This window comes from Peribacillus muralis, from assembly GCF_001439925.1.
Taxonomy (GTDB): Bacteria; Bacillota; Bacilli; order Bacillales; family DSM-1321; genus Peribacillus; species Peribacillus muralis.
This window is the reverse complement of sequence record NZ_LMBV01000008.1, coordinates 134,586-150,330: the sequence shown is the minus strand read 5'-3', so window position 1 is coordinate 150,330 and position 15,745 is coordinate 134,586. Positions and strand designations below refer to the sequence as shown.

Annotated in this window: 12 protein-coding genes; 1 reads left to right on the top strand and 11 read right to left on the bottom strand. The window is 41.1% G+C overall.

Annotated features, from left to right (window positions below):
* Positions 1 to 302: 302 nt before the first annotated feature.
* From yjfF to ASU00_RS12565, 9 genes are all read right to left on the bottom strand, one after another.
* Positions 303 to 1,355, bottom strand: a complete 1,053-nt coding sequence (yjfF, locus tag ASU00_RS12605) for a galactofuranose ABC transporter, permease protein YjfF (protein ID WP_082630292.1) — start codon at positions 1,353 to 1,355, stop codon at positions 303 to 305.
* On the bottom strand, positions 1,355 to 2,356 hold the full coding sequence (locus tag ASU00_RS12600; protein WP_057913813.1) for an ABC transporter permease: 1,002 nt from the start codon (positions 2,354 to 2,356) through the stop codon (positions 1,355 to 1,357). Before ASU00_RS12600 ends, yjfF begins: the two co-directional genes overlap by 1 nt.
* Positions 2,337 to 3,863, bottom strand: coding sequence for a sugar ABC transporter ATP-binding protein (locus ASU00_RS12595; RefSeq protein WP_057913812.1), 1,527 nt, complete (start codon positions 3,861 to 3,863; stop codon positions 2,337 to 2,339). Before ASU00_RS12595 ends, ASU00_RS12600 begins: the two co-directional genes overlap by 20 nt.
* 366 nt (positions 3,864 to 4,229) lie before the next feature.
* Positions 4,230 to 6,116: a substrate-binding domain-containing protein gene (locus tag ASU00_RS12590; protein WP_057913811.1), complete on the bottom strand. Its 1,887-nt coding sequence runs from the start codon at positions 6,114 to 6,116 to the stop codon at positions 4,230 to 4,232.
* Positions 6,109 to 7,308: a response regulator transcription factor gene (locus ASU00_RS12585; protein ID WP_057913810.1), complete on the bottom strand. Its 1,200-nt coding sequence runs from the start codon at positions 7,306 to 7,308 to the stop codon at positions 6,109 to 6,111. Before ASU00_RS12585 ends, ASU00_RS12590 begins: the two co-directional genes overlap by 8 nt.
* Before the next feature lie 39 nt (positions 7,309 to 7,347).
* Positions 7,348 to 9,102, bottom strand: a complete 1,755-nt coding sequence (locus ASU00_RS12580) for a cache domain-containing sensor histidine kinase (protein WP_201786294.1) — start codon at positions 9,100 to 9,102, stop codon at positions 7,348 to 7,350.
* Positions 9,103 to 9,269: 167 nt separating this feature from the next.
* Positions 9,270 to 10,277, bottom strand: coding sequence for an ABC transporter substrate-binding protein (locus ASU00_RS12575; protein WP_057913809.1), 1,008 nt, complete (start codon positions 10,275 to 10,277; stop codon positions 9,270 to 9,272).
* A gap of 566 nt (positions 10,278 to 10,843) precedes the next feature.
* Complete coding sequence (locus tag ASU00_RS12570; RefSeq protein ID WP_057913808.1) at positions 10,844 to 11,299, bottom strand: hypothetical protein; 456 nt, start codon at positions 11,297 to 11,299, stop codon at positions 10,844 to 10,846.
* A gap of 383 nt (positions 11,300 to 11,682) precedes the next feature.
* Positions 11,683 to 12,099 carry a VOC family protein gene (locus ASU00_RS12565; RefSeq protein ID WP_057913807.1) on the bottom strand — a complete coding sequence of 139 codons (417 nt, stop codon included), beginning with the start codon at positions 12,097 to 12,099 and terminating at the stop codon, positions 11,683 to 11,685.
* A gap of 590 nt (positions 12,100 to 12,689) precedes the next feature.
* Here ASU00_RS12565 and ASU00_RS12560 point away from each other — a divergent pair.
* The gene (locus tag ASU00_RS12560) at positions 12,690 to 13,241 is read left to right on the top strand and encodes a hypothetical protein (RefSeq protein WP_057913806.1); all 552 of its coding nucleotides are present in this window, start codon (positions 12,690 to 12,692) and stop codon (positions 13,239 to 13,241) included.
* 381 nt (positions 13,242 to 13,622) lie between these two features.
* On the opposite strand, the gene manA is transcribed toward ASU00_RS12560, so the two are convergent.
* Positions 13,623 to 14,573: a mannose-6-phosphate isomerase, class I gene (gene manA, locus ASU00_RS12555; RefSeq protein WP_057913805.1), complete on the bottom strand. Its 951-nt coding sequence runs from the start codon at positions 14,571 to 14,573 to the stop codon at positions 13,623 to 13,625.
* Between the two features lie 20 nt (positions 14,574 to 14,593).
* Complete coding sequence (locus ASU00_RS12550; protein ID WP_057913804.1) at positions 14,594 to 15,739, bottom strand: glycerate kinase; 1,146 nt, start codon at positions 15,737 to 15,739, stop codon at positions 14,594 to 14,596.
* Positions 15,740 to 15,745 lie beyond the last annotated feature (6 nt).

Here is a 15,745-nt window from a genome sequence, read left to right as displayed (position 1 = left end):
TTAATTCATCTCTATATCTACTCCTTTCCCTTACTACTTTACCAAGCCTTCAAGAAAAATTATTTGTAAAAAGCAGTTACATTTTATACTTTTCAGATAATTATTTCTTCGCTATCCACCTGAATACGTCGGGAGTCTCATACCACCATAAAGCACGATAGGTCGTTCTGACCAAACGAGATGACGAAGTCTAGGTCGTTTGCAATGTTGGTGGAAATCGCAGTAAAGACAACCCATTCCATGAAACGAAATGCAAAGAAGCCCCAATGATAAGCAAATTGGGACTTCTCTGATTTAAACATCTACTTGTATTCACTTGAAACAGACTGTGATGGCGACTGGACTTTTACATTGTTACGTACTTTCTTGAGGCGAATGACGTTCCTTTTCCTTCTTTTCATGACAATCAGCCGTTGGAGGAGAATGAATACAAACAGTAGAAACCCGACTGCGATTTTTGTCCACCATGAGCTAAGCGTACCTTGAAACATAATGATCGTCTGAATGATCCCCATGCTCATTACACCTAGTGTCGGACCGATTAAATAGCCAAACCCTCCGGTTAATAGGATACCGCCAATGACACAGGCCGCAATCGCATCCATTTCCATCCCCAATAAGTGGAGACCGTACCCCGATAACATATACAATGTAAATACCACTCCACCTAAAGCGGAACAAAACCCTGAAAACACATACACAAGGATGGTGGTTCGTTTCACAGGCAAGCCCATCAATCCGGCTGATTTGACATTGCCGCCAATGGCATATACATTCCGGCCGAACCTTGTCCATTTGGCGATATAAATCGCAATGGCCACAACAATGATGGCAACGACTGCCCCAATTGAAATGTAGTGATCGCCAAATAAATAGACCTTCGCTTGTGAAATCGCACTGTACGTTTCATTTGTAATGACGATACTATCCGTGCTGATGAGGAAGCTTGCACCTCTTGCCAGGAACATTCCCGCAAGTGTGACGATCCAGGGATGCAGGTCGAAGCGATAAATGAAATAGCCTTGGAAGGCACCAAAAGCGATGCCAATCAGTAACGAAAGAGCCATGACCACAAATCCATTTAAGCCCGCTTCCAGCAACGAGGCGGAAACCATGCTAATCAAGGCAACCAAGGCCCCGACGGATAGGTCAATTCCGCCAGTAATGATCACGAAAGCCATACCTGTAGCTACAATGATTAAATAAGCATTGTCGATAAACAGATTCAGAAATACTTGTGTACTAAAAAAACCTGCAAAGGCAATGGAACCATATCCGTATAACAAGACAATTAATGCCATCGTAGCGATTATGAAAATATGATTTTCTTTTATACCGAATTTTTCACGTTTCATTAGAAGGACACCTTCTTTTTGTTAAACTGCATAAATATGCTTCTGAACTGCTCGGACTGGACGAGACACACAATAATCACCACAAAGGCTTTAACGACCATCACGATTTGAGGGTTTATCCCGACCGAATAGATGGTTGTCGACAGTGTTTGAATGAATAAAGCCCCCACCACTGTTCCGCCAAGGAAATACCTTCCGCCGCGCATGGAGGTACCGCCGATGACAACGGCTAAAATGGCATCGAGCTCAATCCATAATCCTGCGTTATTGGCGTCAGCACTGCTTACATTGGCACTGACAATGATCCCTGCAATCGCTGCACACACGCCGCTAATGGTATACACGAGAAAAATGATCTTCCTTGGCTGAATCCCGGCGAATTTGCTTGCCGTGATGTTATTGCCGATCGATTCAAGGAATAATCCCATTGCCGTTCTTTTCTTCATATATAACATAATCAGAAAAATGGCCCCGCCAATGAATATTGAAAATGGCAGTCCCATTAAAAAACCAGAACCGATATATTTGTATAGTTCATCATCGATCGTTAATATCTGTCCACCCGTTATCAATTGGGCGATTCCTCTTCCAACTGTCAGGAGAATGAGCGTGGCAACCATCGGCTGTATCTCGAATATGGAAACAAGAACGCCATTCCACATGCCGCACACGATCCCGACGCCCACGGCTGCAATAAGCGCAACCCAAACCGTGGAGCTTTCCATGATATAGGCAGCCAAGGCTCCTGAAATGGCCAAAACGGAACCAACCGAAATATCGATTCCTTCTTTTGCAATCACCAACGTCATGCCGATGGAAATGATTAGCAAGGGGATGACACGGTTCATAATGTCGATCAAGCTTCCGAATAAATGCCCATTTTTAATTTCTACAGAAAAGAAACCGGGAATCAAAAAGAAATTCAAAAGCAGGAGCACCAATAGTGCAACGAGCGGCCAAAATATTTTCGTTTGGGCCATCCTATACAGGAATGGATTCATTACTTTCAGCCTCCTTTGCAATCATATCCATAATTTTGGATTCACTCATTTCATCACCTTGCAATTCACCAATGATGTTCCGGTCACGCAGCACAATGACTCTGTCACAACAGGCTATCACTTCTTCCAATTCCGATGAGATAAACAAAATCGTGATTCCCTCCGCTGCCAGATCCAATATCAATTTGCGAATTTCCCGTTTAGAACCAATATCGATTCCCCGTGTCGGTTCGTCCAATATCAATAATTTAGGATCTGTCGCCAACCATCTTGCTAGGATTACCTTCTGCTGATTCCCGCCGCTCAAATTATCGATTTTTTGTTCCATACTAGGTGTTTTGATTCTTAGCAAATCGATATATTTTTGTGCGATTTCCTTTTGTTCCTTCATCGGAATGTATTTGAATAAACCTCGCTTAGCCTGCAATCCTAAAATGATATTCTCGCGAATCGTTAAATCGTTCACGATTCCTTCTACTTTACGATCCTCCGGGCAGAAGCTTAGTCCTTTATCCACAGCGACCTTAGGATTCATCGACCTGATTGCTTCGTTATCGATGGACATCATTCCTTCATCCGCCTTTTCTATCCCAAAAATCAGCTTGGCAACCTCGGTCCTGCCCGAACCCAACAGTCCCGCCAATCCTAAGACTTCACCTTGTCGCAGGCTTAAGTTAAACGGATTTATCGTTCCCTGCCTGCCCAAGCTGCTCGCATCCACAAAAACTTTCTCACTGATTTGCCTTATTTTCTTGTGATCTTGTCTAGAATCCTCTCCCCATTCCCTTCCAATCATTTTCGATACAAGTTCTGTCCTCGAGATCGTTTTCGTCTCGTATTCACCAATGAATTCACCATTTCTTAACACCGTGATTTTATCGGTAATTTCAAATATTTGATCTAAAAAGTGGCTGACGAAAATGATGCCCATCCCTTCATTCTTCAGGCTCCGCATAACATCGAACAGCTGCTTCACTTCGTTTTTATCCAGACTTGATGTCGGTTCATCAAGTATCAATACACCACTGGAAATATCGACAGCCCTGGCAATCGCAACCATTTGCTGTATCGCCGTGGAATAGGAAGACAAAATTTTTGTTACATCGATGTTAATATTCAATCGTTCCAAGAGGACCTTCTTTGCTCTTCGATTTATTTCCTTCCAGTCGATTCTTCCCTTCTTCATCGGCTCTCTGCCTATGAAGATATTTTCTGCAACAGAAAGGTTTTCACACAAGTTTATTTCTTGATATACGGTACTGATGCCTAAACGCTGTGCTTCTTCGGGAGAAGCCGGCTCTATCTTTTCACCTTCCAAATAGAAGGTACCCCCGTTTTTCTCATGTACGCCTGTCAACACCTTGATCAATGTCGATTTTCCGGCTCCATTCTCTCCCATAAGAGAGTGGATTTCTCCCCTTTGTAAATTGAAATTTACATTAGATAATGCTTTAACACCTGGAAAGGTTTTCGTGATCCCTTCAGCCTTCAATAAAATTGCACCCATCTATAACACCTTCTTTATCACTATTTAATCATCATGTGAAATGTTAAATTAAGTATAAAGTAGCGATTATTTTATGTATTTAAAAAAAAGGGTCTTTTTTTACACATTTCAGTGAATACATCACATAAGCAAAAAGAAGAGCCCTGGCATCAACTACCACGGCTCAAGCCTTTAGACAAATAGGAATCCACCCTGTTTTAAAGCAGAGTGGAATGAAATGGCAGGTGAACACCTGCTTAGAATTGCGCGTCTACGTGAGACCCCACAGGCTGAAAGCAGAGGACGCTCAAGGCCCGCCTCTGGAAAGCTAAGTGCCTGCAGTGCAATGAAACGGTCAAAGTACAATTCCTCCAAAACTATCGACAATCAATAGTGTCTCATCAAAATTTCCTGCTTTGCTTCATCTTTCGTAAATGTCCTTTCCGAAGTAATGATTTTCATCGGTATTTCTTTCCCCGCTTTAAGATCTTTAACCGATTTCATGAGTTGGGGACCCAATAATGGATTACATTCCACCGAGAAATTCAGCTTGCCTGTACTCAATGCCGTCAAAGCCTTTTTGGTTGCATCAATGGAAATGATCTTAATATCTTTCCCGGGCTTCAAGCCATATTCATCAATGGCTTCAATCGCACCAATAGCCATATCATCATTATGAGCGTACACAACATCAATGTCCCGGCCATAGCGGGCTAAGGCCGTGGTCATCATTTCCTTCCCCTTTTGATAAGTAAAATCACCAATTAATGAATCTAGAATCCGATAGGAATGATGATCATGAAGCACTTCCTCAAACCCTTCCTTTCTGCCAATAGAAGGTGCTGCATTGCTCGTCCCCTCCAATTCAATGATATTCACCTCTTTCCCGGGTACCTTCTTTCCATTGACTAGCCACCGGGCAGCCCTTCTACCTTCCTCAACAAAATCCGAACCGATAAAGGAAGTCCACAAGGAGGAATCGTTCACTTGAATCTCTCGATCGGAGAGAATGACTGGAATTCCGGCATCCTTCGCTTCTTGCAGCACTTCATCCCAGCCATGTTCCACTTTTGGGGAAAAGGCGATGACATCCACTCCTTTATTAATGAATCCCCTTATTATCTCGATTTGCTTTTCTTGATCATTATTGGCATTTTTCAGGATCAGCTTTACTCCTTCGTCTTTTGCTGCGGCAATGATCGAACTCGTATTGGCTGCCCTAAAGCCACTTTCCTTACCGACTTGCGCGAAGCCGAGCGTGACCTTTACATGCTTAGTCTTCTGCCGGTCAATCGATACGTCCTTTTGGTGTATATAATCATTTACGTTCGTCGGTGTCACTTGATGGTTCCTGACTATTATTTTTTTCGGGATTTCCGCTTCTTGATTCAGGATTTCGATTGCATACCGAATCGCTTCTTTACCACCGGTCGGGGTAATGAATGTCGTATCGATTTTCTTCTCTTTTACTAGTTGCAATCCACCGTCCGGCTTGTTCACCCCATCGCTGCCAATGATATAAATTCCGTTAAGATGAAGAGCTTCGATGGCTTTACGGACCCCTAAGGCCATCGCATCATTGTAGGCATATATCAAGGCAGGCGGATCCGATCGATAGCGCAATAGCTGCTTCAGCATGTCCTCCGCCTTATCTCTTTGCCAATTCGCAACAAGTGAATCGGTTATCTTATAAGCCGAGTTTTCACTTATTTTCTCACGGAAACCTTTACTTCGCTCCTCCACTTGCAAGGCACTCCCGGTCCCTTGCAGTTCAATGATGTCACCGCCTTTATTGCCAAGCAATTGCATGGCAGCCTCTGCTGCCATCTCACCGATGAAATGATGGTCTGAACCGATATATAGGGTATAATTGTACCCTTCGACTCCCCTGCCTAGGACAATGACCGGTATTTCTTCATAAATCTCCGATATCACAGGGGTCATGGCAGCTGTATTATCTACGGATACGATTAACAGATCGATTCCATAGGACTTCAGGGTCTCGATTTCTTCTATCTGTTGGGACGTGCTGTGCGCTGCATCCGTATATATCACTCTTATATTGTGATGTTTCGCAGCTTCTTCTGTTAGTTCCTCATACATCAGCACTTGCCATGGTTCTAGCAGGTTGGGTTGGGAAACACCAATGACATAGTCTATTTCTTTCTCACCTTTTGCCTTCTTTTCGCTAGTTTTGTAATGAAGCAATGACAGGATTATGCCGCAGATGCTTAATCCAATCATGATATTTCTATATACCTTTTTTTTAGTCATTACTTCTTACTCCACTCTTATAAACCATCGGTGAAATGCCAATCACCTTCTTGAAGGCACTGCAAAAGTAATGCTGAGTACTATATCCAACCATATCAGCCACTTCATAGATTTTTAAATAAGGGTCCTTTATCAGCAATAGTGCTTTATTAATTCGTACTTTTGTAAGATAGTGTATGAACGAGACCCCTAATTCATTTTTAATTTGCTTGCTTAAATACGTAGGGCTTACCTGGACAATGGCAGCCACTTCTTTCAATGAAATCGAATGCTCGTAATAATGTTGATCGATATAGTTTTTAGCCAATAAAACCATTGGCGATAAACTTTTGGAAGTTTTTATCTCGTTCATTAACTGCGTATATTGCTTTGGAAAAGCTAGATGATCATCAAACATGTTTTCTGCACACACGATCACCTTGCCTAAAAATTTCTCAGTGTATTCTTTTATTTCCCTATTCTTCATGAGCAGCTGCTCCATATTAACATCTGGAACAAGGACGACAATATTACCTGAGTGGTCTTCAAAGAGCTCGACGTTTGGATACGCATTCAACATCTGTTTGACGATATTCTTCAACGAAAAGCTTATTAAACTATCACTCCAATACCGCTCCGCTCCGCCGTCATCGATGCCTCTGACTACCTTGAAGATTGACATGCCTATATGGCCGTCAAGCTTGATTTCCAGTAGCTGGCACTGTTCATCGACTTCTTCCGAAGACAATGAGCCTGAGCACCAGTTTTGCAGGAATTTTTCTTTAAGCAGTGGTTTATTGCCCTCCAATTGCTGCGCAAGCCGCTTGCTTCTGCTGTTTTTCTCCAGATGATCCGCAGCTCTTTTCACCGTTTTTATTAGTTCACCTTTATTAACTGGTTTTATTAGATAATCAAATGCCCCCATCTTGATCGCCTGTTGTGCATAGCCAAATTCATCGTAGCCCGATATGACGATGAAGATGGCGTCCGGAAGGTTTTTTCGCAATTGTTCCATCAGTTCCAATCCATTTAGGAACGGCATATTAATATCGACGAACAAGATGTGTGGCTTCAATTCGATGGCCATGGACAATGCTATTTCCCCATCTTCCGCTTCCCCTATTACGTCAATGGAGTAATCGTTCCAATCAGCTGCGAACCTGAGCCCTTTTCTTATCGTCGTTTCATCTTCGGCAATTAATAACTTCCACATAATAAACCCTCCACGATAGCCGATAAATTTGTAAGCGCTTTAATTTTTGCTTATAGGAAGTATCGCTATTACTGTTGTGCCGGTTCCATATTCACTAAAAACCTCTAAGCCATAAAGAGATCCATATGACAACATGATTCTTTCATTCACATTAAATAAGCCATAACCTTTATGGTCAACACTCATATCTCTTAACGCAGCATTCAATTTTTGCAAAGGCTCCTTCTCGATACCGATTCCTGTGTCCCTTACGGCAAATAAAAGCTTATCATCCTTCTTACTTATGCTGATGGATATTTTCCCTTTCCCTCTTTTATTCCTGATTCCATGGTAGATCGCGTTTTCCACTAAAGGCTGTAAAATGAGTTTCAGCACTTGATGATTCTTTACCGTTTCATCAACATCCAATTGATATTCTAATTTGGATTCATAGCGGGTCATCTGTATCGTAAGGTAACTGACTATATGCTCGACCTCTTCTTCAACCGTTATGAATTCATTCCCTTTATTCAAGCCTATCCTGAATAAGGTTGTCAGCGCATTGACCATTTCGATGATTTTATCGGCTTTATATTCGCTTGCCATCCACTGAATCGTGTCTAATGTATTGTATAAAAAATGCGGTTTGATTTGTGCTTGCAATATTTTAAGCTCGGCTTCCCTTTTACTTTTTTGTTCCTTATAGACGAGTTCAATGAGCTCCTCCACTTCCTGGATCATCTTATTATAGCTGTTGCCCAATTGGCCAATTTCGTCGTTATACTTCGAGTGAAAGCGAAGGTCGAAGCGCCTCTCCTCCACGTTCCCCATCAATGTCTTGAGTTTTGTTAACGGCTTCGTTATCGTATTCGCAAAGAATAAGGACACGATCAAGCTGAGGATTAACGTGATGATGGCGATGATTAATGTAAAGCCTTGTACTTTAGATACAACCTTTGTCGTTTCATTGATGGAAAACACACCGACAATCTTCCAACCAATAGCAGGAACCGTATTATAAATGATCTGGAACTTGTCATGATCAATCTCCTTTTCAATCGGCGGAGATTCATCATTGGCCAACCAGCTTGGATGTATGCGATAAACCGTCGAGTTTACCGGTGAATAAACCACTTTGTTTTCTTTATCCATAATAAATATGAAGCCGCTTTTCCCAAGCTTGATCGATTCTATCACGTTTTTGATGAAATCGAACTTAAGATCTATTAAAATGACACCCTCCACTTCCTTGGTTGTCGGGTTTTCGATGGCTTTGACAAGCGATAGCACATTATTGACTTGATAATCCGATGTGTTTGTAAGATTCCTGCCGATCGGCTTTGAAATCAACTGGATTTTCCCTGGTGATTGTATCGCCTTTTTATACCAGGATTCTTTCGTAAGCGGATCTCTGGAAATCCTGGTCATTTCATTACTAATCAATTGATCGTATCGGTTCACGATAATGATTCCTGCAATTTCCTCGTGCCGGTCTTTATAGATTTCTATTTTCCCCTTTGCTTTTTGCTCTATCATTTCAGATGGGCTTTTTTGTTTAAGAAATTGGTCAATGGCCTCTTCGTTCGCTAAATAATACATAATATTATCATTCTCTTGAATTAGTACTTTAATGTGGTTCCACACTTGGTCAATCATCTGATCTGTGTGCCTATTCGCTTCTTTTTCAATCGATTTCTTGTAAATCTCCCCACCAAAAAAACTGAGGGTCATGATGCACAAAATGATGATGATAAAAAAATAGAAAAATAGTTTAAATCGAATGCTGCTGTTATTGAAATGTGCTAGCAATTTCAAAGCAATAGTGAACTCTCCCTCTCCCTTTACTTTGGGTCATGGTTATATTATTACCAATCTGTTACTTAATTTCAATAAAATTCACAATAATCAAAATGCATTTTTCAAATGTTGATTCCATACAAAAATCGAAATTGTTAAAAACAATTCCGATTTTTCCCGTACTATTAGTATTGTCGTGAAGATAATGCTTTCTCTGCCGCTTCTTTCCCAACGAACACTTCTTCATCCGTTTTAATCCATCTTTCAATTTCTTTTCCAGCTTTTAAATCTTTCGCTGCCTGCGCAAGCTGAGGTCCCAACAATGGATTACACTCAATGATGATATTTGCTTTCCCTGCAATGACCGCTTTAAAAATATCTTTAATGCCATCCACAGAAACCACCTTGATATCCTCACCTGGCTTCAATCCGTATTCTTCGATCGCTTGTATCGCTCCTAACGCCATATCATCATTATGAGCGTACACCGCATCGATATTATCGCCATCGGATTTCAAGAATGCCTCCATGACTTCCTTACCTTTCGTACGTGTAAAATCACCTGTTTGCGATTTAATGATTTTATAATTGGCATTTCCTTTAATCTCCTTGGCAAATCCAGCCATGCGGTCATTTGCAGCACTTGCTCCGACCGTTCCTTGCAGTTCCACGATATTCACTTTCGAATCCTTGCCCATCAAGTTGATCAACTCTTTAGCAGCGTTTTCACCTTCGGTAATGAAATCGGACCCGATGAAGCTTGTATAAAGTGTTTCGTCTTTAACATTAATCCCACGATCTAATAAGATGACGGGAATATCAGCATTTTTAGCTTCCTTAAGTACCGTTTCCCAGCCTGACTCAACTACGGGAGCCAATGCTATCAAATCCACTTTTTGAGCAATAAAGCTTCTAAGCGCTTTAATTTGATTTTCTTGTTTTTGTTGAGCATCCGAGAATTTCAATTCAAATTGGGGGTCATTGCCCAACGTGTCTTTAATGGAGTCCGTTTCCGCTGTTCGCCAGCCGCTTTCCGCCCCAATTTGTGAGAAGCCTACTACGATTTTATCTCCCTTGCCTTTTGAATCGCCATCACTGCTTGAGCCGGATGATTCACTATTGCAGCCTGCCAACAAAAAGATCGTCATTAATGAAGCAAATAATAGCATCCAACCTTTTTTTGTTTTCCCCATTCCATATCCCCCTTTGAGTTATTCACCATTAGATTACAGCTAAAAGAGGAGAATGTATTTATAATAAAACAGGATTATTTATAATTTTTCGTTTTTTTGTCATGTCATTTACATCTGATGTAACAATGGGAGGATGCCTGAAAGCAAAAAAGAAAAAAAGCGATACTTATCGTAAAGTGGTTTACGATAAGTATCGCTTTTTTATGTGGGGCTCCCGCTTCCACTAACATAACTCTGCTTTATCCCTTTACGATTTTTATGATTTCATTACATGTTGTACACATGATCAACGTCGGCCCACTTACCTGCTTGATTGTCGACAGCTGTTGATGCTCACATTTTTTTATGATGATCCCTCCCCCTGAAAATTCCGACTGCGTGATTATAGCCGACCATGACAAAACGATCGGTTCTAGATGGCTACCATAATATTATAAAAACTCCACCAAATAGTATTTACGATAATACGCCATTTTTTGTAATTTTTTATACGTGATGTAGAGAGTACACGACTCGACATGTTGATTAAAAAAACTCGCCTTTCCAATAGTGGAAAAGCGAGTTTTTTACCAGCCAGGACGGTTCCATCTTTTTATTACGAGTACCAAGAGAAAAATGACAAAACTCATGATTAAAAGGAGAATGAACGGCAGTGTCGTTGTAATAACGGTGACCCACTCGCTTACTTCTGTATCTGGCGGTATCACCACAATTTGATTTATTTCCTGTTCACCTACAACTCTGTTGATTGTATCTAACGCGTGTTCACTAATCGGTACAATGGCCTGAAAATATTGATCCTCCCCATGCCCCCTCAGACGACCACTTATTTCATATACACTTTTTTTCGGCTCCAATTTTAACGAAGACACGTTTCCAGCCTCTAAGGCTGTATAAAATTCAGCTTCGGTCAATGCCTCTTTCGGCTCTTCATGATCGTAATACTTAATAGCAAGGCCAACAAGCAACATTACGGCCAAAATAGTTACATAAAAAACTTTAGTTCGGAAAATCCCCTTCATCTAATACCTTCTTCCATGTTAAAACAAACTATAGGTAATAGTATCATATATAGTTAATTATTAACAAATAAACCATTTCAAGATGAGTGAGATGCCATTTCATTCACCTCTACATGGGAATAGAGATAGAATTTCGATTGCCCAGACCGTTTCATTACACTGCAGGCATTCGCTTTCTGTATCGGAAGGAGGTATCTTACTATTGCCTTTCATACGCTATATCAATTTGAGCAATCATTTGCATGTTTGAAAGGTGCATGGATTCATAGGATGGTAAATGAAATGAGGGGAGTGGGAGTTAAAAAAAGATGCGGTCTGCAAATACAGACCGCATCTTTTTTATTAATGTCCAGGGCATATATTTTAAGTGAAGGGCTGTTCGTTTATTCTTGACTGAATCCACTTTCGTCCATGTTAAATATTTCCCAAAGATGTCCATCGGGATCTTTGAAGCTCCAGCCGTACATGAACCCATGATCGATGGCTTCATTAAAAGGCTGTGCGCCGGCATTCAATGCTCTATTGACGACTTCGTCTACTTCTTGCTTACTATTTACCGATAGGGCGACTATCGCTTCTGCACTGGTCTCTGAATTAGCTATTTCCTTCTTCGTAAACGATTGGAAGTACTCCTCGACCAGCAGCATGACGTATATGGATTCACTGATTACCATGCACGTTGCGTTTTCATTGGTCATTTGCTCGTTAAAGGTAAAGCCCACCTTGGTGAAGAATTGTATCGAAGCATCCAAATCTTTGACTGGCAGGTTAACGAATATCTTATCTGCTTGAACTCTCATTACATTCACCCTCACTTGATTAATTTTTTCGTTCACTGCCCTACTATTCGTTGTTTTTTTTGATTATCCTGCTGGCAGCAAATATTTCCTTCACTTCCTAATTGAATATCCGAGAAAAACTTTTAAGAAGTAATGGTAGGAAGAAGATAATTTTCTACTTCTCCATTGGGTTTCGCCATCCACTAATAAGCAGGGTTCCTTCAAATATAAAACATGATATTTCATTTTTAAGACGTTGGTGTTAAAGCTCATAATCTAATCTGTAAGTTAGTTCACTGCAAGCGGTCTCAAGCAGTATCTTTCTATTACTCAGCATTGTCTGAGTTTTGCTTGTATACATAGCTGTTATATCAATAGATGCCCATACAATCTTATGTGATTTCAAAGATGATTATTTTGAAATAGGGTTTCTTAATTGAAACACATCATTCCATTTTAGGAAACAAGAAACAATTAATTTCATGTCATACTAAAATTAAATCTGAAAACGATTACGCTGAGATTAATACAACAGTTGATGGCAAAAAGTACAGGTTAATTATAAAAAAATATAGAATAACATTATTCAACCCTAGATAGGTGGTTCATAGATGTTTACCATTCAAACATATATATCAAAAAATGGTTATGATACTATAAATAAAAAGCAAATATTAGTTAACGAAGATTTTATCCCAATCCATCACTTACATGCTAAGCAATTAGCAAATCAGCAGCTTATTCATACAAAAGGCACGACCTTTTACGGCACAGTACTTATAGCTTATCAACATCAATATCTCTCGAGCTTTTATGATTGGGATGATGTTGATGGTATATGGCTTTCAATTTTACAGGCAATGACTGATTGTTTATGTACCGGTTTTGGCAGCAGTGGCTTTTCAGAACGTTCCATGGATTGGGAAATGAAAAAGCTAATGAAAAAAAATTCCACTATATTATTTACATGGCATCATGGTTTCGCTAGCCAAGAATGGAATGACATTCCTAGTAAATCGACCGTGCGCTTCCCTGAAAAGGTATTGTTGAATTATATTATAGAAAGGGGGACTGAGTACTTAACATTTAGAGAGGCTTTATATGATAGCGGTCCAATCCAAAATATTAGCAAGTTAATTAACAATCTTAAATCTTTTAAATAGTGTTATAGAGTATATGCGAGACTTCAGGTTCACTATGCTAAGTGAAGCTGAAGCTATAAACATTGGAGCCAATCCCCTCTATGCTAACGATAAAGAAATGCTGCGGTATCTCCTGGGGGTGTTTGGTAATAAGTGTCTCATAAATAAAAACAGTTCTTCCAGCATTGGCTGAAAGGACTGTTTTTACAGGTTTTCATTATTGTAAACACCTAATCTTTTATTTTACATAAACTTTCAAAATTTCAGTTCATTTAAAGTGTTAAATGGCGCTGAAATGATATAGAAAGAAGTAGATTCCTAATAGAGATAGATAACTCTAGAGAATAAAAAACAAAAGCTGATGCTTCACAGCGGCAGTTAACATATGTGTATTGTTTATCCTTAAGTATGTGAAACGATTAGAGTAGCTTCTCCTTTTATCTTGAAGCGTTTCAAAGTAGCAGGGATTATGAAGTGTGTTCCCTTTTTCAGTGGAAACTCGCCGTCCTCGGTTAGTATGCTCGCCGCTCCATTAAGAACACTGCACAGTAGGTATGATTTCTCGTTGTTGTATTCAAAAGTACCATTGACGTCCCATTTGTAGACAGAGAAATATTCCGCCTCAGTAAAAGTCGTAATTTCTGCGCTTGTTACTCGCTCGACTTTATCATGTGTACGTTGCTCTGTCTGAGGTACCGTCGTCACGTCGATGGCTTTCTGCAAATGAAGCTCGCGCTTGTTTCCGTCCATGTCGGTTCGGTCATAATCATAGACACGATAGGTTGTATCCGAACTTTGTTGCGTTTCCAGTACAAGCGTTCCTTTACAAATGGCATGGATGGTACCGCTTGGGACGTAAAAGAAATCGCCTGGTTTGATTTTTACGCGTTGAAGCAGTTTGCTCCATTTCTCTTCCTCTATCATTGTTTCAAGTTCTTGCTTCGTTTGCGCAGAATGTCCAAAGATGATATCCGCATCTTCATCACAATCAATGATATACCAGCATTCCGTCTTTCCAAGCTCACCGTTTTCATGGACTTTTGCATAGAGATCGTCCGGGTGAACTTGTACAGATAAATCCATGTTGGCATCCAGGATTTTTGTTAACAGCGGGAATTCAGCTTCTGGTGGATTTGCGAAAAGGTCAGGCTGTTTCTTCCATAGTTCGTTTAAGGATTTTCCTGCAAACTGTCCACTTTCCACTATCGAAGGGCCGTTTGGATGTGCCGAAATCCCCCAGCACTCCCCTGTTGTTTCAGATGGAATTTCATACCCGTATTCTTCCCTAAGCTTTGTCCCGCCCCAGATTCGATCTTGACAGACAGGTTTTAAAAAAATGGGTTCTCGATACATGAACTAACACCCTTCCAAAATCAAGTATAAAAACCTTTTATATTCAACACCCGCGCGATGTTTTCTGCGGTTTTTTCGATATTGATTTTTCCGTTTTCTAACGCTTCTTCTAAAGTGACGATCCCATTCACTACACTAAATACCGCGTCAATACCATGCTCGAACACGGCTTCATACCCGTCCCCCATACTTCCTGCGATCGCTATGACTGGTATATCGCCAGCCAACTTTGCTCGGCCAGCAACACCGACCGGGGCTTTCCCGTGAACGGTTTGTGAGTCGATTCGGCCTTCCCCTGTGATGACTAAATCGGCACCTTGCACGACATCCTCAAAATTAATTACATCCAACACTAAATCAATGCCGCTTTGCAGCTTCCCGTCCAAAAAGGCAACGATTCCAGCACCTAAACCTCCTGCAGCACCGGCTCCCGGCAATGCGTCAACAGTGATGGCAAGGTCTTTTTCTATCACTTGTGCATATCGTTTCAGGCAACTATCGAGAAATTCCACCATTTCAGGAGTGGCCCCTTTTTGAGGGCCGAATATAGCTGATGCCCCAAGCGGGCCTGTTAAAGGGTTCCTTACATCACAAGCCACTTCCACTTTGACAAACTTCAAGCGAGAGTCCATCGTGGTCATATCTATTGATGCCACTTTACATAAAGCTCCTCCACCGGGTTGAAGCTCATCTCCATTTCCAGCTAATAGCTTCACTCCGAGAGCCTGCGCCATACCTGCGCCACCGTCGTTTGTTGCTGAACCGCCAAGTCCCAATACAATCCGCTCTACTCCGTGATCCAGAGCATCGATTATCAACTCACCCGTTCCATACGTGGTCGTTATCAACGGATTGCGCTGCGCATTCGGAACAAGTTGCAATCCTGATGCTGCCGCCATTTCAATGACAGCTTTCTTTCCATCGCCCGTAATGCCATAAAACGCTTCGACAGCATGTCCAAGCGGACCTCTTACTTCACGGGTGATGATTTTTCCACCCGTAGCATCCACGACGGACTGAACCGTTCCTTCACCTCCATCACCAATCGGAACATGATAATAAGAGGCAGCAGAGAACGTTTTCCTAAAGCCAGCTTCAACAGCCACGCAAACTTCTGCAGCTGTCATGCTTTCTTTAAATGAATCAGGAGCGATCACAATCTTCATTCCATC